Annotated in this window: 19 protein-coding genes; 7 read left to right on the plus strand and 12 right to left on the minus strand. The window is 38.0% G+C overall.

The features are described from left to right. Window positions 1–728: 728 nt before the first annotated feature. The 4 genes from guaA to FLEMA_RS0158190 all read right to left on the minus strand — a co-directional run bounded on the left by guaA (window position 729) and on the right by FLEMA_RS0158190 (window position 6,273). Window positions 729–2,255, minus strand: a complete 1,527-nt coding sequence (guaA, locus tag FLEMA_RS0158165) for a glutamine-hydrolyzing GMP synthase (RefSeq protein WP_026997383.1) — start codon at window positions 2,253–2,255, stop codon at window positions 729–731. 186 nt (window positions 2,256–2,441) lie between these two features. Next, window positions 2,442–3,800, minus strand: coding sequence for an MBOAT family O-acyltransferase (locus tag FLEMA_RS0158175; protein WP_310587237.1), 1,359 nt, complete (start codon window positions 3,798–3,800; stop codon window positions 2,442–2,444). Between the two features lie 191 nt (window positions 3,801–3,991). After that, the gene (locus FLEMA_RS0158185) at window positions 3,992–4,921 is read right to left on the minus strand and encodes a hypothetical protein (protein WP_044173800.1); all 930 of its coding nucleotides are present in this window, start codon (window positions 4,919–4,921) and stop codon (window positions 3,992–3,994) included. A 173-nt stretch (window positions 4,922–5,094) separates the two neighbouring features. Continuing rightward, window positions 5,095–6,273 carry an exo-beta-N-acetylmuramidase NamZ family protein gene (locus tag FLEMA_RS0158190; RefSeq protein WP_026997385.1) on the minus strand — a complete coding sequence of 393 codons (1,179 nt, stop codon included), beginning with the start codon at window positions 6,271–6,273 and terminating at the stop codon, window positions 5,095–5,097. A 234-nt stretch (window positions 6,274–6,507) separates the two neighbouring features. Between FLEMA_RS0158190 and FLEMA_RS74705 the strand changes: the two genes are divergently transcribed. Together FLEMA_RS74705 and FLEMA_RS74710 are read left to right on the plus strand one after the other, a co-directional pair. Next, entirely contained in the window at window positions 6,508–7,728 is a 1,221-nt protein-coding gene (locus FLEMA_RS74705) for an ABC transporter permease (protein WP_044173801.1), read from the plus strand. Between the two features lie 327 nt (window positions 7,729–8,055). Further along, the gene (locus FLEMA_RS74710) at window positions 8,056–8,778 is read left to right on the plus strand and encodes a porin family protein (protein ID WP_144080166.1); all 723 of its coding nucleotides are present in this window, start codon (window positions 8,056–8,058) and stop codon (window positions 8,776–8,778) included. A gap of 42 nt (window positions 8,779–8,820) precedes the next feature. Here the strand turns inward: FLEMA_RS74710 and FLEMA_RS76370 are convergent, their stop codons facing one another. The 6 genes from FLEMA_RS76370 to FLEMA_RS0158300 form a co-directional block, all read right to left on the minus strand. Next, window positions 8,821–9,486, minus strand: coding sequence for a pirin family protein (locus FLEMA_RS76370; protein ID WP_026997388.1), 666 nt, complete (start codon window positions 9,484–9,486; stop codon window positions 8,821–8,823). Further along, window positions 9,483–9,995 carry a hypothetical protein gene (locus FLEMA_RS0158265; protein ID WP_026997389.1) on the minus strand — a complete coding sequence of 171 codons (513 nt, stop codon included), beginning with the start codon at window positions 9,993–9,995 and terminating at the stop codon, window positions 9,483–9,485. The genes FLEMA_RS76370 and FLEMA_RS0158265 overlap by 4 nt, the downstream gene beginning before the upstream one ends. 161 nt (window positions 9,996–10,156) lie before the next feature. After that, window positions 10,157–10,882 (minus strand): dioxygenase family protein, encoded by a 726-nt coding sequence (locus FLEMA_RS0158275; protein ID WP_026998002.1) that lies wholly within the window; start codon window positions 10,880–10,882, stop codon window positions 10,157–10,159. 167 nt (window positions 10,883–11,049) lie between these two features. After that, window positions 11,050–11,745, minus strand: coding sequence for a LytR/AlgR family response regulator transcription factor (locus tag FLEMA_RS0158285; protein WP_044173806.1), 696 nt, complete (start codon window positions 11,743–11,745; stop codon window positions 11,050–11,052). Continuing rightward, window positions 11,732–12,844, minus strand: a complete 1,113-nt coding sequence (locus tag FLEMA_RS76375; RefSeq protein WP_081681394.1) for a sensor histidine kinase — start codon at window positions 12,842–12,844, stop codon at window positions 11,732–11,734. Before FLEMA_RS76375 ends, FLEMA_RS0158285 begins: the two co-directional genes overlap by 14 nt. 100 nt (window positions 12,845–12,944) lie before the next feature. Continuing rightward, window positions 12,945–14,201 carry an alkaline phosphatase family protein gene (locus FLEMA_RS0158300; RefSeq protein WP_044173808.1) on the minus strand — a complete coding sequence of 419 codons (1,257 nt, stop codon included), beginning with the start codon at window positions 14,199–14,201 and terminating at the stop codon, window positions 12,945–12,947. Between the two features lie 204 nt (window positions 14,202–14,405). Here FLEMA_RS0158300 and upp point away from each other — a divergent pair, with 204 nt between their 5' ends. Next, window positions 14,406–15,050: a uracil phosphoribosyltransferase gene (gene upp / locus FLEMA_RS74725; RefSeq protein ID WP_044173810.1), complete on the plus strand. Its 645-nt coding sequence runs from the start codon at window positions 14,406–14,408 to the stop codon at window positions 15,048–15,050. A 38-nt stretch (window positions 15,051–15,088) separates the two neighbouring features. On the opposite strand, the gene FLEMA_RS0158330 is transcribed toward upp, so the two are convergent. Beyond that, window positions 15,089–15,703, minus strand: a complete 615-nt coding sequence (locus FLEMA_RS0158330) for a 3-keto-disaccharide hydrolase (protein ID WP_229359521.1) — start codon at window positions 15,701–15,703, stop codon at window positions 15,089–15,091. A 451-nt stretch (window positions 15,704–16,154) separates the two neighbouring features. Further along, entirely contained in the window at window positions 16,155–17,444 is a 1,290-nt protein-coding gene (locus FLEMA_RS0158345) for a M20/M25/M40 family metallo-hydrolase (protein ID WP_026997394.1), read from the minus strand. A 205-nt stretch (window positions 17,445–17,649) separates the two neighbouring features. On the opposite strand from FLEMA_RS0158345, the gene FLEMA_RS74730 reads away from it, so the two are divergent. The 4 genes from FLEMA_RS74730 (at window position 17,650) to FLEMA_RS74745 (ending at window position 22,336) form a co-directional block, all read left to right on the plus strand. Beyond that, a complete protein-coding gene (locus tag FLEMA_RS74730; protein WP_044173812.1) occupies window positions 17,650–18,330 on the plus strand; it encodes a response regulator transcription factor in 681 nt (226 codons plus the stop codon). A gap of 2 nt (window positions 18,331–18,332) precedes the next feature. Further along, window positions 18,333–19,709: a HAMP domain-containing sensor histidine kinase gene (locus tag FLEMA_RS74735; protein WP_044173813.1), complete on the plus strand. Its 1,377-nt coding sequence runs from the start codon at window positions 18,333–18,335 to the stop codon at window positions 19,707–19,709. A 403-nt stretch (window positions 19,710–20,112) separates the two neighbouring features. Continuing rightward, on the plus strand, window positions 20,113–21,054 hold the full coding sequence (locus FLEMA_RS74740) for a DUF8428 domain-containing protein (RefSeq protein WP_044173816.1): 942 nt from the start codon (window positions 20,113–20,115) through the stop codon (window positions 21,052–21,054). A 106-nt stretch (window positions 21,055–21,160) separates the two neighbouring features. Further along, the gene (locus tag FLEMA_RS74745) at window positions 21,161–22,336 is read left to right on the plus strand and encodes an endonuclease/exonuclease/phosphatase family protein (protein ID WP_052354306.1); all 1,176 of its coding nucleotides are present in this window, start codon (window positions 21,161–21,163) and stop codon (window positions 22,334–22,336) included. Window positions 22,337–22,350 lie beyond the last annotated feature (14 nt).

A 22,350-nucleotide genomic window follows, 5' to 3' on the forward strand; every position in this document is an offset into this window, starting at 1 on the left:
AAAAATATTGTTTTTTTTATATCAAAAAAGAGCGTGAAACTTTACTATTACTTCGTATTTGAGGAGTTCGACTTCCTTTTACGCAAAAGTAAAGCAACGCTCACGCTCTTAAACGTGAACGCCTTGCTTGTACCTCCCTGCGTAATTACTGGATATTGTCGACCTCCGAATACAGGAACTTTAAGCTAAACACTATTTTATGTTATATTTACTACCAAATTTATTAATCAGCGCATTTATAAAGATTATATTGAATGTTTTAGTGCAGAATTACCTAATCTTTCAAAGATTATGAAAATATTTTATATTCTATGAAACTGTTTGACTTAAACTGTTAATTTTTTAGTGCAATTCTAATAAAAGCCATTCTGATAAAACTTCCGGAAAGGCTTGTTAAGTGCTCAAAATCTTCACTTAAACGCCTATAATGTTGAGGAGGTGCTAAAACATGAGTCATCCCAGATTTTGCAGATGAGTGATTATTTTTGAATATGCTTTTCACCAGTAGAGCTGCAATGCTTTGCAGCTAAAGATATGTCATTTAACATAAAAAGGCGTTCGAAAAACTAATTTCGAACGCCTTTTGCATGAATAGCCCCTACTTTTCTATCATTTGAGCAATTGATAAGCCTCTTCAATGTTTACTTGACGAATCCCAACAAACACAAAAAGGAGGTCTCTTTTAATATTACCTAACATTCGGGATGACTTATGTTGGGTTGGTATTACTATTCCCACTCGATGGTTGCTGGTGGTTTTGAAGAAATATCATATACCACTCTGTTTACACCACGAACTTTGTTGATAATTTCGTTCGATACCTCTGCCAAAAACTCATAAGGTAAGTGACACCAGTCGGCGGTCATACCGTCTACTGAAGTTACAGCACGTAACGCAACTACTTTTTCGTAAGTACGTTCGTCGCCCATTACACCTACCGACTGAATTGGCAATAGAATAGCTCCAGCTTGCCAAACTTGGTCATAAAGTCCTTTTTCTTTTAATTTATTGATAAAAATAGCATCAACATCCTGCAGAATAGCTACTTTTTCGGTAGTAATATCTCCTAAAATACGGATAGCCAAGCCTGGGCCAGGGAAAGGGTGACGGCCTAAAATAGCAGGTTCGATACCCAATGATTTACCTACCAAACGCACTTCGTCTTTGAACAATGTATTCAATGGTTCTACCACTTTCAATTTCATATAATCAGGTAAACCACCCACATTGTGGTGCGACTTGATAGTAGCAGAAGGGCCTTTTACCGATACTGATTCAATTACGTCGGGGTAAATAGTACCTTGTCCTAACCATTTTACATCTTCAATCAAGTGAGCTTCTTGGTCAAAAACATCAATAAAGGTTTTACCAATAGCTTTTCTTTTAGCTTCAGGGTCGCTCAAGCCAGCCAATGCTGTATAGAATTGCTCTTTGGCATCAACGCCTTTTACATTTAAGCCTAGGTTTTTGTAAGAAACTAATACTTCTTCAAATTCATTTTTGCGAAGCAAACCGTTGTCTACAAAAATACAATAAAGGTTTTTGCCAATAGCCTTATGAATCAATACTGCCGCTACTGAACTATCGACACCTCCCGACAAGCCTAATACTACTTTGTCATTACCTAATTTTTCTTTTAATGCTGCTACTGTAGTTTCAACAAACGAGTTTGCTGTCCAGTTTTGCGAACAACCACAAATACCTACTACAAAGTTTTTCAACATTTCTTTTCCTTCTTCCGAGTGAGTTACCTCAGGGTGGAATTGGATACCGTAGGTAGTTTCATCTTGGATTTTGAAAGCTGCAACCTTTACAGAATCGGTAGAGCCAATAATTTCGAAGTTTTCAGGAACAGACATAATGGTATCGCCATGCGACATCCATACCTGCGAACCTTCCGAAACACCCGCCCAAAGGTCTGATGGTTGAACTTTCGTCATTTTGGCACGGCCATATTCACGGTGGCCAGCATTGAATACTTCGCCACCTGCTGTATGAGCCAAAAGCTGAGCTCCGTAGCAAATGCCAAGCAAAGGAAGTTTTCCTCTGAAAAGAGACATATCCACTCTTGGAGAATCTTCTTCACGTACAGAACAAGGACTACCTGAAAGAATAACCCCTTTTACATCTTCGCCAATTTCGGGAATATGATTGAAAGGGTGAATTTCGCAATAGACATTCAACTCACGGACTCTACGAGCAATAAGCTGAGTCACTTGTGAACCAAAATCGAGGATTAATATTTTTTCGGTCATGATACTTTGGGATTAGGCGGTTGAATATTAGGCAATTATGCCCTACTCAACTCCTACTATTCTGAAAAGAAGGTGCAAATTTCGGAAAAAAACTCTTTGCTTATTAAAAAAATGGTAAAAATAATATTATAACAAGTTTTTGAGCCTTGAACCAAGCATCGCTATTATATTGGGGGCGGTATTTTACTAAAACTGAAAATAGATAAATTGAGCCTGACTTTGGTACATTCCCATAAAAAGTGTGGCAAAAATAATTCCATAATACAAAGCCCAGCGAACATACCTTGGTTTTTGTCGTATAATATCTCTGAGCTGCTGACCTCTTTGTAAAAGATGAACTGTTTCCATTAGGGCTATTGCTAGTAGGGCTATCACAAAATTAAAGACACCTTTGCCTAGCATAATATTGTCGGTAATAAATGCCCAGTTGGCTAACTGGTGAAGTTGTTGTGGAAAACCCGTGAAGAGGTGTGTTACAATATAAGAAGCCGTAGCAAAATCTTTTGCCCTGAAAAATATCCAAGCAAAACTGGTAAGACCAAAAACCGTAGCAATTTGTACGATTTTGTAAAAGGTAGGCCATTTTTTGATACCAATTTGTTGAACAATCGTATTTCGAATATGAGCTGTTTGGTTGGCAAAAATTAAATAAAAACCATGAATAGCTCCCCAAATAATAAAGTTCCAGCTAGCTCCATGCCAAATACCACTGACCAAAAATACCACAAATAAGTTAAATTCTTTTCGCCATTTGCTTACTCGGTTGCCTCCCAAAGAAATATACAGATAGTCTCTAAACCAAGTAGATAGCGAAATATGCCAGCGTCGCCAAAACTCTGAAATGGTTTTAGAAAAATAAGGGCGGTCAAAGTTTTTCATTAATGTAAAGCCCATTACCTGAGCCGAGCCCAGAGCAATATCTGAATATCCCGAAAAATCACAGAATATCTGTATTGAAAACAAGGCCGTAGCTACCAATAAGGGTATCCCTGTGTATTGATAAGGGTGGTCATACACCTGCCCAACCATACTGGCTAGGCGGTCGGCAATAACCACTTTTTTGAACATTCCCCATGCCATTAGTTTTAGGCCATCGGTAACTCGCTGGTAATCGAAATCGTAGTTTTCATGAAACTGATGCAGGACATTCTGGGGGCGTTCGATAGGCCCCGCTACCAGTTGCGGATAAAACATCACATACAGCGAATAAATCCCAAAATGGCGTTCGGCTTTTTCATGTCCTCTATATACCTCAATGGTATAGCTCATGGCCTGAAAGGTGTGAAAAGAAAGCCCAATAGGTAACAAAATATGTAAATAAGGAATGGGGTTTTGAAGAGCAAAGCCTTTGAGCAGCCACGTAATATTATCGTTGATAAAATTATAGTACTTGAATACAGCTAGTACCCCAATGTTGGCCACTAAGCTCATCACAAGAAACAGCCTACGCCTTTTCCCTTCCGATTGCTCTATATAAATCCCTGCGAAATAGTCGATAATAATGGTAAAACCAAGAATAAGCATGTAAATAGGTACGAAAGCCATATAGAAATAGCAGCTTGCCACTAATAACAACAGCCATCTGAACCGATACGGTATTAAAAAATACAATATCGTAACAATAGGAAAAAATAGTAAAAACTCTAATGAATTAAAAAGCATAATCTCGTAAAAATGATGATACGCAATAACAGTAGCGTATTATTGATAGTAAAGAAGAAACACATACAGCCTATCTACAAAATATATTGCAGTGCTTCTACTAAGCGATACGTCCAGATTTTACGTCCTTCGGCATTGGGGTGATAGATATTATCAAAAAACAGCTTGTCGTCCATCACACCCGACTCGGGCTGTCCAACAATTGTGCATTTTAGTTTTGCTCGTAGTTGATTTTCTATAAAATGAATACGATGTCTATTTTCCTCAAAATTACTCTGACAGTAGCTTGGGAAAGTGTATAATACTTTGGCTCCTTTTTGCTCGGAAAACTCCACAAACTCGTTAACATCTTTGATAGGTTCTCTAAAATCTACATTATTGCGATTGATAGGCAGAGCTTGCAACAAGTACGAAGGGTTGTTGAGATGACCAATCATATCGCCTTTGGCTGAAAAACAGTTTCTGTAGAATATAGAGGTCGAGTCATTAACCGTTGGTACTTCGTCGTGTTTGCCTAGGCAATAGCCCAGTAACAAATGCGAGGCATTGAGGCAGTGTGCAAAATAACGTAATACTTTTTCTTTTTTTGTTTTACCTGCAACCCACTGGCTAGCAGGCTGATAAAACTCGGCAGCAATATATTGTTCTTCAGGCTCGCCCTCCGAAAGTATATTGTATTCTAAACAAATGATAATAATATCGCCTTTTCGGATATTTTGTTTTAGCTGATTCATCATAAACCTACTGCCTAGATTATAATGCAAAGCCATATTAACAACGGGTATTTCAAATTCTTTCTCTAAAATATCGCTATTGATACCAAATGCCATACACGAGCCACTCATCAAAACAATTCGTGGAGAAGGTACAGAATCAAGTAAATGTTGTTTATCAATGATACTTGCTAAATACATGTTGTGTGAGAATGATAAATGCTTGAAATACACATTTTTGAGTCCCCAAATGGCCAATAATGGTATGGTAATACATATCAGCATTTTCATGCCTAGGCGTAGTATTGAATGAAAGGGAGGCGTTTTTTTCACTTAATTTTTAATATAGTGTATATAGTAATACCCTAAGATATACTTCGTTACAAAAATAAAGATTGATAATACCAACCTAGTAAAAGTAACGAAGTATACTTTAAAGACAAGGAATAATACCCAATTTTGATTTAACGGTAAAGCAAGTATTTTTTACGAATAGCCTTGTAGTGGTCTAAATCCTTTTGCCAAGACTGACGAATTTGTTCTTCGGTTAAGCCTTCTGCCAATTGTTTTCTGAGTATATCGGTACCAGCGAGCTTGTCAAAGAACGACGCATTGGTAAAGAATTTTTCCTTATTGGGCGATTTTTTATAGAAATCTAAGACGTATTTCAGAGTAAGCCCCATCTGAGTAGCATCAATTTTTGAAAGGTTCAAGCCATAACACAAAACCCCTTCTTGGGGTGGATTATTAGCTCCGGGCTTATCTACAGGCGTAAATGTATAAGCACCGTCAAAAGGATGAGGCGAGCCAATCACCTGAAACTGTAGGTCTGTACCACGGCCTACGCTTACTTCGGTAGGTTCAAAAAGGCAAATAGAAGGGTATAACAAAATCGACTGTAGATTAGGCATATTAGGCGACGGAGCAATAGGAGGAGCGTACGGAGTATTATGCGTATAATTTTTGCATTTTACGATTTTAAGGTCGCATTTTACACCATTTTTTAGCCAACCTTCTCCGTTAATTAATAATGCTAGCTCGGCTACAGTACAGCCATGTACAATTGGTACAGGATTGAGGCCAACAAAAGAGGCAAATTTGCGGTCTAATACGGGGCCATCAACATAATGTCCATTAGGATTGGGGCGGTCCAAAATCAAGAGAGGTTTGTTGTTTTCGGCACAAGCTTCCATCAAATAGTGCATCGTAGAAGTATAAGTATAAAAACGAGCACCAACGTCTTGAATATCAAAAATCAGAATATCAATGCCTGCAAGTTGTTCGGGCTTGGGTTTTTTGTTAGAGCCATACAACGACACAATCGGAATACCCGTTTTTTTGTCGACCCCATTACTTACATGTTCGCCAGCGTCGGCAGTACCCCTGAAGCCATGCTCAGGGGCAAAAATAGTTTTGATATTAATACCAAGCGACTTTAGCGAATCGGCTAAGTGGGTTTTGCCAATGGTAGTGGTATGGTTGACCACCAAGGCGACGGTTTTGCCCTTCAATAAAGGCAAATATTCATTGACTTGTTCAGCTCCTGTTTGTAAGCTAGTCGATGTTTTTGGGCTTGTACTGGCACATGCTGCGAGTACAAAAACTAAATAGAATGCCAGAGTATGTTTGATGAATCGGAACATTTGTCTTTTATTTGTAAAACTTACGTGAATGATTGATTAAATATGGTTAAACAACACTCATATCGTGTTCTTTTACCGACAGCCACAATACGATTGAGTTAATAATTGTATTGTTTTATCAAAATTAGTGAAAAGACCTTGTAAAGTTGGAACGAATTGGTAGGAGATGTGCCAAAGCTATAAGTTTTCATAAAAAATATCGTTTCTCTGCTAGGTAATCTATAACATAACGTCATGAATTTTCCTCAGTTTATATCACAACGCATACAAAATACTAAATCTACCTCTTTTTCTGCTACAGTTACCAAAATCGGTGTTGGAAGTATTGCTTTGGGCCTAACCGTAATGATTGTGGCCTTTGGGGTATTATTTGGCTTTAAGGATGCTATTCGGCAAAAGCTGTTTAGTATTACACCTCATATCAAGGTAGCTAAGTTTTCGGCCAATGAATCTTTTGAAGAATATCCTATTACCAAACATGCTGATTTGTATAGACATTATAAAAATGTGCAAGATATTGCTCATTTACAAGTGTCAGCTCATAAAGCAGGTATTCTAAAAACTAAGGAAGATATGCTGGGAGTGGTAATGAAAGGAATTAGCACTGATTTTGATTTTGCCAGATTTGAGTCGGCCATGATAGATGGGAAACCTATTCAATTTTCAGATTCATCTTATTCAAAAGATATTTTGGTGAGTAAGCTGATTGCCGACAAACTTGAATTGGGGGTTGGCGACAATGCTATTATTTATTTTTTGAATGCTCCTGACCGCCCTCGCAAGCTAACTGTTTCGGGTATTTATGAAACAGGCTTGGAAGAGTTTGACAAAAATCTGATTATTGGCGACCTCGGATTGATTCAACGAATCAATGGCTGGGGGGCTGATTCGGTGGGGAATTATGAAATTTATGTCAAAGATTTTACTAAAATTGACGCTTCGGCCAAAATCATTCAGGATAAACTACAGCCCGACATGAAGCTTGAAAAGGTGACCGATAAATTTATGGGTCTATTTGACTGGCTGGGTATGCTCGACAGAAATATGGTGATTTTCTTGACCCTGATTCTATTTGTAGCATGTTTCAATATGATTTCAATTTTGTTGGTACTCATGATGGAAAGAACTCCAATGATTGGTTTGTTTAAGGCTTTAGGAAGCTCCAATTGGCAAATTAGAAAAATCTTTCTTTGGAGTGGCTTTACCATGATATTCAAAGGGTTGATTTATGGTAATATACTAGGCATAGGCTTTTGTTTATTGCAGCAACACTTCAAACTCATACCCCTCGACCCTGCCAATTATTATATGAGTACAGTACCTATAATGATGAACTGGTGGGTTATTTTATTGCTCAATATTGCTACTATTTCATTGGTGATTTTGGTACTGACTATTCCTACTTTTGTAATTACCAGAATTCAACCAGTAAAGGCAATCACTTTCAAAAAATAAGGATTTAATCGGAACAAAAGTTGATAAATAACAACAGCTTTGTGCTGTTTTAGAGAGGTAAGGGGCAAAAAACCTTACCTTTTTTTATGGCCATTGGTCAGCTAAAACAAGTAGTTGGTGTGTTTTTTTTGGTGTTTTGTACTGTTTTTGCTAAGTAAAACAAAAAAAACGTGACTTTGGTTTGAGGGTGTGGTCTTACAAACAAGCAAAATGTACATTTTCTTAAATAGTTCTATCATACATTTAGACAGTTCTACAATGAATTGATAGGGCATTCTTCTTCAAAGGAGAATGCTATTTTTTCCAAAACAATATCAAAAAAAAATTATGAAAAAGAAAAACATATTATGTCTTGCATTATCAATCATTGGTTTTGCGAGTATGGCTCAAAATAGCAATGATACCACAATTGAAAAACCTTTTTTAGTAGGGGTAAAGTCTGGTTTTGGTGCTATTGCTGGCGATGGTCAAAAGTTTGGTGGAAGCTTGGTATATGGTGTCTTTGCAGAGAAAAATCTTAGCCAAAATTTTGATTTAGGGCTCAATTTAGACTTCGGTTCAATCGATACCAAGGCGTATGAAGGGTATAACTATACTGGTACTACTAGTTTTTTTCAGGTTTCGGTATTAGGTAAATATGATTTAGCGAAAGCTGTTCGAGATGCTAATTCTAAGGGTAAAGTGTCTTTTGCTCCGTTTGTGGGTGTTGGTATGATTTTTTATAATCCACAAGTAAGCCAAAACGGAAAAGTAATTCGTTACGCTGCGGGTACGGCCGATAACCCAACAGGAGTAAGTGACTTTATCATTCCTGTAGGAGTAGAGCTAGGCTGGAAATTATCGGACAAAACTAAATTATCGTTTGTGGCACAATCAAATTTTACTTTTACAGATCGCCTCAATGGAACAGTAGGTGTTACAACCCCAAGTGCTACCTTACCCGATGGACATAAGTTTGTTGGAAAGATTGTAGACAATACCAATGCTTCGAGCAACGACATTGCTCTTTTCTTGGGCTTGAAATTAGGTTTTAAATTAGGCAAGAAGTAGTAATTGGTGATAGATAGGTTAGAATATCCTCGTATAACAAGTTTATACGAGGGTTTCTATTTCAAAAAAAAGAATTAAAGCATTATTTGATAAAGCCTCAAAATCTACTTGATTTGTCGCTGTTAATAAAAGAGCATCTTGTGCATGTAATAGCCTATTTTGCACTTCAAATACACCGTCTATTACGTAGGCCAATACAGCATGGTTTAGTGATTTGGTTGTTATTGAGCCTTCAGCCCTCCCGTCAAACTGTCCAATCCAACTGTTCTTTTGGCTATTTATGGCCATCATTGTATTTAATTGTTTCTGTACCTCAATCGGATGAATTTCAATAGCCTGATTCATAAAGGGCTTTTCTAAAGTAGCTGTAAAAAAGCAAACAGCCTCGTCATTGTAGGGGTTTATTACTTGATAATCAGTCATAGCATCTGCATAAAACCTCAATGACTGGTTCTCTTCTAGTTGTAGGTTATTGTGGGGATTAACCCACTGTAAATCGCCGATATAAGGAATGATTACGATTTCTTTTGGTGTTTCTACCAAAAAATTATGCTGTACCTTGGGTAACAAAATATGACTTTTGAGCGATGTCAATTGCCAATTGGACTTTGTATTTGGGGGCCATATCAAAGTAGTTTGCATGACTTCATTCTGTTCGACTAGCTGGTTATCGCCTAAAAAAATATAGGCTTCACTTGGAGTTATCATACGTTTGAAACTGGTTTGAACGATGTAATACTTAAATATGGCTGTAGTCTGAGCAAGTCTGTCTCGAAGGTGTCTTTTTGATTATTGGTATTGTAGCTAATGAGGATTTGGTCGCCAATCGAATCGAGCCATACAAGGGGGTTACTATAAAAGTAAATGGCAATTTTATGTTGCTGTTTGTCGCTAATATGCGAATGTACAATATCGAATTGGTATTGTTCAAAGGGCAAGCATAATTTCCCGAAAGTATTGGTAATGTCTGGCACAATCCCTTTGAGCTGTAAAATATAGCCATGTGCTGCTGTACTTACCAAAAATGGTAATTGGCTGGCATTGGGTATATTATCGACTAGCTCTTGGTAGGTTTGGTATTTGCCATCTTGGTTATAGTACTGTGCTTTCATAAAAAACTCCATGTAAGTATCTTGAAACACATATTGCTCCCAGAGTTTGGTGGAGGTGCTATCAATAATTTTGCGATAACATAACTGAATTGTTCCTTTACTCATAATTGATTGGATAGCGCTAAAAGTTCTTTAACAGCAAGTACTTTGTGAATAAGCTAAGAATACTGGATTGTGAGTATTTTGATTGAGGAATTATTTGTTACTATCACCAGATCACTCGCAATCCAGAAACCCTATATCATGGCTACAAAGTAGCAGGCTTACTAAGCCGAAACCACAATATTATGTTTTAGTACAAAACCATCGGCAGTATTGCCCGACACTTCCGACATTTCGTAGGTTACGCCGTCGCCAAATACATTATCGCTTGCATTCGTGGTATCTGCTTGGCCATGGCTAGCATAAACACCTTGTGCATATACAATCTTACTAATATCTTCGGGAAAGGCAATTTGTGTAACCAGCAAAGATTTGCCAGCACTGTTATAAATATGAACGTGAATATGTGGAGCTCGCCCCGAATACCAACCTGGATAAATACTGGTAAATGTTACCAAACCTGCAGAATCACTTGTTTGGCGGCCTCTCAGGAAGTGAACAGAAGTGTAGTTGGTTGTCTGCATATTAGTACCACCGTATTCAGAGTAATTGCCTTGAGCATCGCAATGCCAGATGTCGACTAAAGCATTAGCTAAACCAGCACAACTACTATTTTTATTTTGAACCGTAATATTGATAGTCAACTTTGTGCCAGTTCTATCCATGGTAATATCGTTTTTTACCAAAGTAGAAGGCGATTTTGTTGGAAATGGCCCCTCTGTTTCGGACGGAGTGCTGGTACAATTGGTATTGGTAGTGCCACTAGTGGTAGTGCTACCAGTGGTAGTTGTAGTGGTGGTAGGCGATACATCTTCAGTTTTGCATGCAACAGCTACTTTGGCTGTAAGTAATCCTAAACCTGCTCTTTTTAAAAAATCAATTCTTTTCATGGCTGATGTTATTGGGGTTAACAAAGTGATTTATACTCGAAAGCTCTTTCCAGATTATATTGTAGTAGACTGCTTTGGTAGCTACTTTGTTGCCTTTAGTCTCAGAATTGAGGTGAACGCCATTTTTTTGTCGGTTAATCAAAAGAATTGTTGTGTATTCTGAAAAGTTAAGTTCTAAGCTTATTGAAAAGCTCTTTTTCATAAGTTTGTCCAATCGGAATTTTAAATTCTTCCAAGTAGGCTACTCGATTTCGGATGTGTGTGATTTTGTTGAAAGCCACAATATAGGATTTATGAATACGAACAAATTGCTCGGGAGGCAGTTTTTGTAAAATAGTCTTCAAGGTCATTCTAGCAACAATGGGTTTGGGCTGTCCGTAGTGTATTTTGATATAATCGTCGAGAGCCTCAACAAACCAAATTTCATTGGTAGCAATTTTGTGCAAAGCATAATCTGCTCGAATATTGATAAAGTTGGGTAGCAATTCTTTTTTATGAATATTTTCAAAATAAAGAATTGCTTTTTCGCAAGCCTGCCGAAATCGTTCGGGCGTAATAGGTTTTAGCAAATAATCAATAGCCTGTAAATTGAAACCTTCCAAAGCATATTCACTAAAAGCCGTTGTAAAAATTAAAAGAATAGGCTGCTGGATACTGTTGAAAAACTCAATTCCTGTAATAGAAGGCATATTGATATCCAAAAACAGCAAGTCTACAGGATTGTTTTTCAAATATTCGTGTGCCTCTGATGGCCTCGTAAAGGTTTTTAAAAGCTCGATACGGTCTACAGTCGAACACAGGCTTGCCAAAACCTTCAGTGCTGGCGGTTCGTCGTCGAGGGCTATCGCTTTAATTGATGTCATGAGAGCTTAAATTAAGGTTTAGTTCTACCGTAAAAGTATCTTCAGATTTGTTTATTATAAGGGTATATTGATTAGGGTACAATAATGCCAAGCGGTTCTTGGTATTAGAAATTCCCAAGCCTGTACCTTCGTACAAATGCGTTTGGTTGGCATGTAGGTTGTTTTGTACCCAAAGCTGTAAATGGCTTTCGTGCAGCTTGATTTTTATATCAATAGGCGAACTATTTTCGGGATTAATTCCATATTTAAAAGCATTTTCAATAAATGGTATCAAAATAAGAGGAGCTATTCTATATTGTTTTAGGATACCTTCTACCTGAAAATGAATATCGGCTGTTTCGGCAAAACGCATTTTTTGTAGGGTTACATAATGGCTAATGTATTCTATTTCTTTGTCGAGCGAAACCCAATGATGATTGGCCTCCATAATCACATGACGCATCATTCCCGATAGTTTGATAATAGCTGAGCTAGACTTAAACGCTTTTTCCTCAATCGCCAAAGCATAAATCGTATTGAGCGAGTTAAATAAAAAATGAGGGTTGATTTGCGATTTAAGAAAGCGTAACTCTACATCAGTTTTGTCTTTGTACAAATCAAGTTGGTATTGCCTTGTTCGGAACAAGGTTGTAAATAAGATTCCTAGTAAATAGATAATAATTGATTTGCCAAAATCGAATTTGGTACTTGGTGGACTCATCGAATCGAAATGAGGAGGAGCATGCTCGTATTGAGGTGGAGGAGGTGGCGACAATGGCAAAAAATGCCTTGGAAGAGAAGGCTCGGTGGTATTGCTTCCCAAAAAATAGGGCCAATTGATTTGGTTAGATACAATATATATTATGCCAAAGCTCAATGATAATACCAGTAAAAAAGGAATGTGTTTTTTGGTAAAATAGAGCTTGGGCGTGAACAAATAGTAGTTCAGGTAAAAAATGATAAACATTAAGCTATATGAAAACAAATTGCTAAGCTCGTGGGGATTTTGCTTGAGCTTGTCCCAAACCAGTAAATCTTCGGGTGTAAATACATAGATTAACCCCATAAAAGAAAGGCCAGGAATAGAATGTAATATGAAGGATGATAGCTTGGGTTTCATATTACAAACTTATCAATATCGTACGAGAATCAAAATAGCTAGGAGCAAGGTAACGTCTCAGCGACGTTATAAACGCCACTGAGACTGATAAATGAGGGTTTTATTTGAGAACAATCCAACGATTAAGGGTATTGTTGGGAGCTTCTAACACAATTTTATAAAAGTTAGACACAGGTATTTTGTCTTTAGATATACTGATTTTTTCCTGAGCCAAAGCTACAGTATCTAACAAAATATAATTATCCTTGCCACCTTCTTCAAAATTATTACTGGTACTAAGCCAAACTTTTACTTTACCCTTTTTCTCTAGGGCTGTCCATGTAATATCTAGGCTTTGGGGGCCTAATGTTGCAGTTGGGTGAATAGCCGAAATAGCTTTGTTTAGAGCCACACCATCTATTTCAAAAGCCTTGTCTTGTGGGATTTTTACCGACAGAAAATGGGCAATCGTTGGCATAATGTCTACAATAGCGGGCTGTTCGTTTTTAAAATAACTATTAAGCTGAGCAGCGTTGGTAGCTATCCAAGTAGTACGCTCTCTGTCAGACTGGCCACCGTGGTTTTTGCCTGTTTTGGCATCTCGCCCGTGGTCGGTGGTTATTATAATCAACCAATCTTCCTTCAATTTCTTTTGACGTTCTTCTATTGAATTCCACAGTTTACCTATCTGATTATCAACATATTCTATGGCTTGGTTTAATTGTGGGCTATCGCCAAATTTATGGCCCATGTCATCAGAATATTCCATGTACAACCACGATAAATCAGGAGCTTGTTTGAGCAAACAGGCACTTGCATCGTCGCTTACTTTTTCATCTATTTGATGGATATAACCACTAAGTTTGTCGTGTGGAAATGCTACAGTATCAAGTTCGTAGCCATCCGACACATAATCCATTTTAAGGTGGCCTGTTTGAGGAAGCCCTTCGCCAATAAGTTTGGTGCGGTTGTCGAGCCAAGTCGAAAATACACCAATTTTTTTAGTAGGATATTGCTCCTTAAACAATCTAAAGATAGTCCAGTAATGATAGTTGGGTTTACTGATGTCGTTGCCCCAAACATTGTGTTTATTTACCCAAGTACCAGTTAAAAGGCTATTATAACCAACCGCCGATATGGTTGGCGTTTGCGAGTAAGTATCTTTTTGTCCGCCTACATAAGCCCTACGAAAACCGCCAATAGCGGCTATTTTACGAATATTGGGCGTAGGTGCTTTTTCGATTACATCGGCAGGAATACCGTCTACAATAACGAAAATGACTTTTTTCTGAGCAAATAATGAATGGTTAACTAAGAAAAAGGAGATACAAAACAGCAGACGTAATGGTCTGGAAAAAGAAGAAAATGGGGCTTTCATGCGTTTATTGGTAGTATGATTGAGGTCAAAATTGCAAAGGTTCTATTAAATACAAGAAAAAAGTAGTTAAAATTAATGTTAAAAAATAAGTCAAGCATCGCTTCCAAATGCTGTTGGGGTAACGACAAGCTGTATTTGTGCTTTCATTTTCCCTGTTAAAAGCCTAAATTTGATAGATTCATCCAAAAGCCCATCTCCTGTATCATGTTTATTTTACAAGCACAAAATTCTATTGCAAATCATTTCATTGCCGAAATGCGCAATACCAATATCCAAACCGACTCGATGCGTTTTCGGAAAAATATGGAGCGTTTGGGCGAGGTACTGGCCTATGAGGTGTCTAAACAATTGACTTTTCATCCTGCCGAAATACAAACGCCTTTGGCTATTGCCCCAACCCACTTGTTGACCGAACAGCCTGTTTTAGTAGCAATTCTACGAGCGAGCTTGCCTTTTCATCAAGGGTTTTTAAATTTTTTTGACAAAGCCGAAAATGCCTTTATTGGTGCTTATCGAGGCAAACACAATCCCGACGAAACCTTTGAAATTCAGATGGATTATTTAGCTTGCCCATCGTTGACGCATAAAACGATAATTTTGATAGATCCAATGTTGGCTACAGGCAAATCGTTGTTAAAATCGTATCAGGCTTTGTTGCAACATGGTACGCCTGCTCGGGTTATTATGGCGGCGGCTATTGCTGCACCCGAAGGAATACGTTTTTTACAAGAAAACATTTCAAATGTTGAGCTGTTTGTTGGAGCTGTAGACGAGCATCTCAATAGCAAATATTATATTGTACCAGGTTTGGGAGATGCAGGAGATTTATCGTTTGGTGAAAAATTGTGATCGTCCTTGAGAGCAATAGAGCTATTGCACTCAAGGATTTATAATTCCTTGATTTTAATTTTTCGCCATTTCACCTTAATTCCTCCGCCACTATGAATTTGTAGGGCAATAGAACCACTCCTCGAACCAATTTTCTCATCGTTCAGGCTAATCATTTCAGTACCATTGAGCCAAGTTGTTACCAAATTGCCCTGTACTTTGATTTTCATGGTATTCCATTCACCCATTTTCAAGGCCTTATCTTTGTCATCGGTAGGCTTTATGAGCCATCCACGCCCATAGGATTCGTAAATACCGCCTGTCCAGTGGCCAGTAGGTGCAACTTCGGCCTGCCAGCCAGTGATTTTTGTACCCTCAATACTTGAGTGAAAAAATACACCACTATTGCCATCGGCCTCTTGCTTAAACTGAAGGGTCAGTTCAAAATCTTGAAAGGTTTGTTCTGTTGCCAAATAGCCATATTCCTTGTCGGGGCCACTTTCGCAGATTAGTTCTCGATTATCTACATACCATTTTTCTGTACCGTAGATTTTCCAACCAGTAAGGTCTTGTTGATTAAAAAGGCTTTGTGATTTACCTTTTTTGTTTTGAGCAATGCCCGAAAACCCTATTAATAAGGCCAAAGCAAAGATTGTTTTTTTGAAAAACATCATAGTTAAGTTTTGGGTGATTTTGTTAATGTATTTTCTGCTAGGGTAGAGCCAAGAACAATATTTGGGCAATAGACTGTAGGTTATCAAGAAAAAGGAATAAACTACAAGGCTTTCAGGATTTTCTTTGTTTATATTGCTCGGCTGTTCTCAATTATAAAATAGAAGTAATTGAAAAGTTTTCCTGAATAGACCACGATAAAACTTTTCAATCACCTTGTGCTTTGCACGATTACGGATAAAAGTAAAGGCAAAAGTTGGTTAGCCCAACCCTGTACCAATATACCTAATTTGCTGTATGAAGTTGTACGCAATAGTTTTCCTTTGATGAAGGACAAGCAATATGAAGAAATTTTTCAAATCCTGTATCATGATGAGGAGGGGTATTTGTTTTAGTACGAATCATAGCATTATTGGTAAAAAACGGCAAATCAACGTCCTCTTTTTGGTATGTTTATCTGCTAAGGCGATACAACAACACAGCCGTTCTTTTAATAAGAGCAGGTAACTCTTTGATATTGAGGGTTTCGCCAGGGGCGTGTGCTCCTTTTCCCGAAGCTCCTAGGCCATCTAAGCAAGCCATATACTGAGCCACATAAGAAATATCGCCAGCACCACGAGAACCCGGGTCACCAGCCTTTACGTCGCCATAGCCCAAATCTTTACTTACTTTGTTGAGTACCCCCAAAAGCTGTTCGTTTGCGGCAGTAGGCTCCATAGCAGGAATGCCGTCCGAAAATGAAATTTCAGCTTTGGTTTCGGTAAGGTTTTTGGCAACAATAGTCCTCATGGTTTCACGAGCATTATTCTTTTGGGTTTCGGTCAAAAACCTTAAATCTCCATTGACAACTACTTCTGGCGAAATAATATTGGTTTTTCCGACAGCCGTACCATTGGCTTTTGCTTCGTTGTAGTTAATTTCTGAACCACCCAAAATGAGGCCAGGGTTGAAGGTGAGGTATTTTTCACTGCTCAGTTTTTCTCTAAACTCATTTAAAATCCGAGCCGACTCATAAATAGCCCCATAGCCCATTTCAGGACTAAATACCCTAGACGAATGCCCTGTTTTGCCATAAGTCTTGAGCTGCCAGCCACTTGCCCCACGGCGAGCTGTAGCTACGGTGTGAAGGCTTACGGCGGTTTCAAAAGCCAGGGCAATATCGTGAGTTTTGGCTCGATCAATAAAATCCTTGCGGCTTATCGAAGTGGGGCGGCCAGCACTTTCTTCATCGCCCGTAAAATAAGCCGTAATAGAAGTATTATCGAGCAAGCCATTGTTATAAAGTGCTTGCAAAGCTGCTAAAATAACAATATCACCCCCTTTCATATCGTTTACACCTTGACCCGTCACAGTAGAATCGTTGAGATAGGTATAAGGCGAAAAGGTCATTTCTTTCTCAAAAACAGTATCGAGATGGCCAATCAAAAAAAGTTTTTTGCCTGCTTTTCCTTTGCGTTCAGCTACCAAATGTCCAGCTCTTTTGAGCGAATCGGGCAATGTAACCCATTCGGTTTTAAAACCAATTTTATCAAATTCTTGTCTAAGAATATCGCCCACTTGCTTCACGCCAGCAATATTGAGTGTACCACTGTTGATATTAACGACTTGTTTAAGTAGTGCTTCGGTTTGGGGAAATTTGGCATCGATATAATTAACGATTTTTTGTTCGGTAGGGTTGATTTTTTGGGCATAAGCCGAAACTCCAATGGCGAGGGCAAAGCAAGACGTAATTAGTTTTTTCATAATAATATATTAGTATAACGGTTTGTTGTTGTTACTTAAAGATAGGCCGAAATCGTTGAAAATAGTAGGTAGTCGGGGAATTTTCTGTGAAAAAAACAGGTTCTAACAATACATTAGCCCATCAGAATTGCCTACATTAAAGCTTTAAGGCTACCATTTCGAGATAAATATCCTTAATTTTGATAAATCATACCCCCGTCAGCTTATGAGAATCTTATTGATAGAAGATGAAGTAAAAACCGTGCAGATTATTCAGCAGGGCTTAGAAGAACAACACTACGAGGTAGACATTGCCTACGACGGTGCTATGGGTTTTCAGTTGGCTATACGCAATCCCTACAGTTTGATTATTTCAGATATTATTTTACCTGTTTTTAATGGCCTAGAGCTATGCCGAAAAATCCGTGAGGCTCAGATTTCTACGCCTGTACTGATGCTAACGGCATTGGGTACTACCGACGATAAAATTGTAGGGCTCGACGCTGGTGCCGATGATTATTTGGCCAAACCTTTTGAATTTCGGGAATTATTAGCCCGTATTAGGGCTTTGACTCGTCGTGGAAATACCACTATTCAGACATCCAATGTACTACGAATTGCTGATTTGGAGATGGATTTAGACATGAAGGCCGTTAGCCGAAGTGGGAAGGATATTCCATTGACAGCCAAAGAGTTTACCCTTTTAGAGTATTTTATTAGGCACCAAGGAAGGGTTATTTCAAAAGCCGAGTTGGCCGAGAAAATCTGGGATGTCACCTTCGATACAGGCACAAATGTAATAGAAGTGTATGTTAATTTTTTACGAAAAAAAATAGATAAAGACTTTTCTACCAAATTGCTTCATACACAAATAGGCATGGGCTATGTCCTCAAAGTAATGTTATAAAAATGAATATACGCTTTCGACTTACCAATCAATTTATTGCTTTAGTAACAGCAATACTCATTTTTTTCTCTGTAGGTGTTTATTTTTTTAGCAAATTATATCTCGAAAAACGCTTTTATAAACGGCTACAAGATAGTGCCGTTACTACGGCAACGTTGCTTTTTGAAATACAGGCAGCCGATACTACAGTTTTTAAATTAGTAAATGTATCGGACAAAGAGATTTTGTACAAAGAAAGTATTTCGGTGTATAGCGATAGAACCCATCAATTTATATTTTCGACCAATCAGGGCAACGAAATTGTACACGAAAATGTACTTCCTTATGTAATATCGTCGCTTACGAGTACTTACAAGATTATAGGCGAATATCAGGTGTTTGGTATGGCTATTCAGCATGCTGGGTATAACAATTGGGTGATTGTTAGTGCTATTGACTATGCAGGAAAAGAGGCCTTGTCAGACCTGCGAAAAATATTAATAGTAATGATACTGGTGGGGGTACTTATGGTGGGGTTAAGTGGCTGGTTATTTGCAGGTAAGGCTCTTGCTCCAATGTCTACGATTATCAAACAAGTCAACGAGATTTTTCCTAAAAATGTAGAAAAGCGAGTTGAACACCCCAATCGTTCAGACGAAATAGGGCTGTTGGTCGATACCTTCAATCGCTTGCTCGACCGAGTAGAGCAAACGTTGCTCACACAGAAAATATTCATTGCCAATGTATCGCACGAACTCAAAAACCCACTTACCAAAATGTATGCTCAGTTGGAGGTAACCCTAATGCAGCCACGGTCGTTGCCAGTGTACCAACAAATGCTAGAATCGCTAAAAGAGGACACCCGAACACTTACGCAGTTGACTAATACGCTATTAAACTTAGCTAACACGATTGTGGATGCCCAATCGTTGGCCAAAGTACCTGTACGAATGGACGAACTTTTGTGGGAAGCCAAAGGACAAGTCCAAAAGTGGCATGAAAACTATCAGGTAAATATCAATTTTGTGAATTTTCCTGACGAAGAGGAATCGCTGGTGGTTAATGGAAATGAGGCTGCCTTGAAGGTAGTATTGATGAATTTGATGGACAACGCTTGTAAGTTTTCTGAAAACAATACGGTAAAAATTGATTTTGAAGTATTCGATAAATACCTTCAATTGGCTTTTTTCAACGATGGCCCAGCAATTCCGTCCAAAGATTTACCCAATATTTTTGAACCATTTTATCGAAGTAACGCCACCGCTCAGTCGGTACAAGGGCATGGTGTTGGCCTAACGATTGTCTCCAAAATCACAGAATTGCACGGAGGGAAAGTAAGCGTTCAGTCGTCCAGTAAAGGAACAACCTTTATACTGCAGTTTCCCTTGTCTTTGAGCTAGTTTTCCCTAGAATCGTGACCCTTTTGCTAAAAGGTCACGATTCTTACAGATTGATACCCCCATTTTAAATACTTTGAATCTGCTTGTTTTATGGCTTCATAATTTATTTGCTTTATCTAACTATTAATTTCCTTCTCTTTTTTCTACTATTATATACTACTTGATAGATTGTCTTGGGTTACTAATGTATTGTATTTCAATATATTGTGGATTTTTATACTAGGCTTCTTAAAAAAAACTTTTCATTTTAAGCTAAATTTAAGGTCGATTTAACTCGCCTTTAAAGTATGCGTAGTTGTTTTGCTATCAGAAAACGAACAAAAAATGGTAACTAATTAAATTTATCCTTACTAACTAAGTTAAATCATAAACAATCTTTTAACACTTTAAATAGCAAATTACTATGGAAACAAATAATAATCAGACGTTCTTCAAAGCCGCATTAGGTGTTACAGTGGGTATCATTGCTTTATTGAGTTACTTGTTTATAGGTGCAAGAAATGAAACCTTCGAATTACAGAAATCATTGACAACCAAAGTAGAACAGTTGTCGTCTACACAAATAAAACTAGATTCTATAGCTAAGGTATTAGACTCGAAAATTGCAGAGATTGAGGTGTTGGGAGGTAATATTTCAGAGCTAGAAAAAGTAAAAGCTCAGTTGGAGCAAGATAAGAAAAAGTTGAAATCTGATTTGAACTTCTCGGTTAAAAACTACGAAGCAAAAATCAAAGAATACGAAAACTTTTTGGCTGTAAAAGACGACGATATTCGTAAGCTGAAAGAAGAAAATGGAGAATTGGTGGCTCGTACCAAAACCCTAGAAAGTGAAAAACAAGAAGTGTTGAATGAAAACACAGGGTTAAAAACAGAAAAAGCTACATTAACTAAAACGGTGGCTGATTATACCGAGCAAAACGAAGAGTTGAAACGAAAAGTAACGATTGCTTCGGCTATGAAAGCTACCAATGTTGAGGTATTTGCTTTGGCCTCGAACGGTAAACTTCGTGATGGGGGTCGTTATAAAGCTTCAAAAATCGACCGTTTGAAAATTTCTTTTGTGTTGGCGAGCAATCCTGTAGCTGAAAAAAATGTAAAAGATGTATTTATCAGAGTACTTGACCAAAATGGTGCAGTAATAAGTACCGACGGTACAGCAGGTATTTTACAATACGATGGCAAAGAAGTAGGATATACCGTAAAACAAGCTATTCCATTTGAAAATAACGACCAAAAAGTGGACGTAATTTACTCGAAAGGGTCGGCATACAAATCGGGGAAATATTCAATCGAATTGTACTCTGAAGGTTTTAAAATCGGAACAGGTACTTTTGAAGTAAAATAATCAAGCATTTATTGAGTACAATCATTATGAGAACGGTGCAGGGAAACCTTCATCGTTCTTTATTTTAAGCCGCTTTACTAACACTAATTTAAAACTTATAACACACATGAAAACTTATAATAATACCCTGCCACGAAGTTTATATATTACCTATTTGGTAATTAGCACGAGCGATTGGTTTGAGTCGTTAGAAGATATTCTTGCTCAATCTTGGAAATCCTTTCGTCAGTTTCCTATGGCCTTTTTAGGAATTGGTTATTTGTTTATAAGTATGTCATTTTGTTATTGGCCTATATTTCAGCATTGGTTGGCAGGCTTTATGATGATGACTTTGCCTGTTGCTATTGTGTTAGGGGCTATTTCTACCCTTTATTTGTATATCAAAAAACAACGTTTGTTGGCTACAATTGGCTTGGTTTGGTGCTTGATGACTATCCCTTTGGCCAAAAGGATGATGGGAGCAGGCAATACCAGCCCCGAAATAGAAGGAAATACCTTGAAGGTATTAAGTTTTAATAGTGCCAAATTCTCAGATTTTCCAAGCGACTTTGGGCAATGGAGCGACCTACAGGCCGATATTGCTTGTTTTCAAGAGTATTCGCCCAATCATAATATAGAGCAAAATTATACCGAAAAGGCTGTTTTACTAGCTACCGACCTCGACGAACCCGTTGGCTTAGGGCTTTTGTCAAAATACCCGATTCATAAACAATATGGTAGAATCTGGGATAGAGAGGGCGGCCCCAATATCAATGGGTTTATTGTAGCTGATATTGTGTATAACAACGATACTGTTCGTGTTGTAAACGCCCATTTGTGGTCGATGGGTATCCGTATTAATCAGGCTTTTGATGCGTTGAAACAAGGTGAAATCAAGACCTTTTTTCACGAAATGAGTGATACATTTAGCCGTTTGAAACATGGTTTTGAAGAAAGAAACAGACAAATAGAAGAAGTACAGGAGTTTGTAACAGGTAGTAGATACCCTGTTATTATTTGTGGCGATTTTAACGAAACGCCCTTTGGCTATGCTTATGGCAAAATGAGTCTTTCGTTCAGAAATGCTTTTGAGGAGTCGGGCGAAGGTATGGGATTTACGCTTAATCGACAGCCCTACTGTGTGCGTATCGACCAGCAATTCTATAGTAACGAATGGAAAGTTCAGTCGTGTAAGACTGTCTCGTCAGTATCATTTTCTGACCACTTTCCACTCATGGCTCATTATCAATTAAATAAACCCGTGAAAATCAAATCAGGAGAATTACTTGCGGGTCGTTTGTAGGTTTTAGAGGGAGG

It is taken from the genome of Flectobacillus major DSM 103 (assembly GCF_000427405.1).
GTDB lineage: Bacteria > Bacteroidota > Bacteroidia > Cytophagales > Spirosomataceae > Flectobacillus > Flectobacillus major.

Bases quoted from the DNA above. Each gene is read 5' to 3' on its own strand.
- FLEMA_RS0158345 (WP_026997394.1), bottom strand. From the start codon at position 17,444: ATGAAAAAACTAATTACGTCTTGCTTTGCCCTCGCCATTGGAGTTTCG.
- upp (WP_044173810.1), top strand. From the start codon at position 14,406: ATGTTTATTTTACAAGCACAAAATTCTATTGCAAATCATTTCATTGCC.
- FLEMA_RS76375 (WP_081681394.1), bottom strand. From the start codon at position 12,844: ATGAAACCCAAGCTATCATCCTTCATATTACATTCTATTCCTGGCCTT.
- FLEMA_RS74710 (WP_144080166.1), top strand. From the start codon at position 8,056: ATGAAAAAGAAAAACATATTATGTCTTGCATTATCAATCATTGGTTTT.
- FLEMA_RS74735 (WP_044173813.1), top strand. From the start codon at position 18,333: ATGAATATACGCTTTCGACTTACCAATCAATTTATTGCTTTAGTAACA.
- FLEMA_RS74745 (WP_052354306.1), top strand. From the start codon at position 21,161: ATGAAAACTTATAATAATACCCTGCCACGAAGTTTATATATTACCTAT.
- FLEMA_RS0158330 (WP_229359521.1), bottom strand. From the start codon at position 15,703: ATGATGTTTTTCAAAAAAACAATCTTTGCTTTGGCCTTATTAATAGGG.
- FLEMA_RS0158285 (WP_044173806.1), bottom strand. From the start codon at position 11,745: ATGACATCAATTAAAGCGATAGCCCTCGACGACGAACCGCCAGCACTG.
- FLEMA_RS0158175 (WP_310587237.1), bottom strand. From the start codon at position 3,800: ATGGCTTTCGTACCTATTTACATGCTTATTCTTGGTTTTACCATTATT.
- FLEMA_RS0158265 (WP_026997389.1), bottom strand. From the start codon at position 9,995: ATGAGTAAAGGAACAATTCAGTTATGTTATCGCAAAATTATTGATAGC.
- FLEMA_RS74705 (WP_044173801.1), top strand. From the start codon at position 6,508: ATGAATTTTCCTCAGTTTATATCACAACGCATACAAAATACTAAATCT.
- FLEMA_RS74740 (WP_044173816.1), top strand. From the start codon at position 20,113: ATGGAAACAAATAATAATCAGACGTTCTTCAAAGCCGCATTAGGTGTT.
- FLEMA_RS0158275 (WP_026998002.1), bottom strand. From the start codon at position 10,882: ATGAAAAGAATTGATTTTTTAAAAAGAGCAGGTTTAGGATTACTTACA.
- FLEMA_RS0158190 (WP_026997385.1), bottom strand. From the start codon at position 6,273: ATGTTCCGATTCATCAAACATACTCTGGCATTCTATTTAGTTTTTGTA.
- guaA (WP_026997383.1), bottom strand. From the start codon at position 2,255: ATGACCGAAAAAATATTAATCCTCGATTTTGGTTCACAAGTGACTCAG.
- FLEMA_RS0158185 (WP_044173800.1), bottom strand. From the start codon at position 4,921: ATGAAAATGCTGATATGTATTACCATACCATTATTGGCCATTTGGGGA.
- FLEMA_RS74730 (WP_044173812.1), top strand. From the start codon at position 17,650: ATGAGAATCTTATTGATAGAAGATGAAGTAAAAACCGTGCAGATTATT.
- FLEMA_RS76370 (WP_026997388.1), bottom strand. From the start codon at position 9,486: ATGATAACTCCAAGTGAAGCCTATATTTTTTTAGGCGATAACCAGCTA.
- FLEMA_RS0158300 (WP_044173808.1), bottom strand. From the start codon at position 14,201: ATGAAAGCCCCATTTTCTTCTTTTTCCAGACCATTACGTCTGCTGTTT.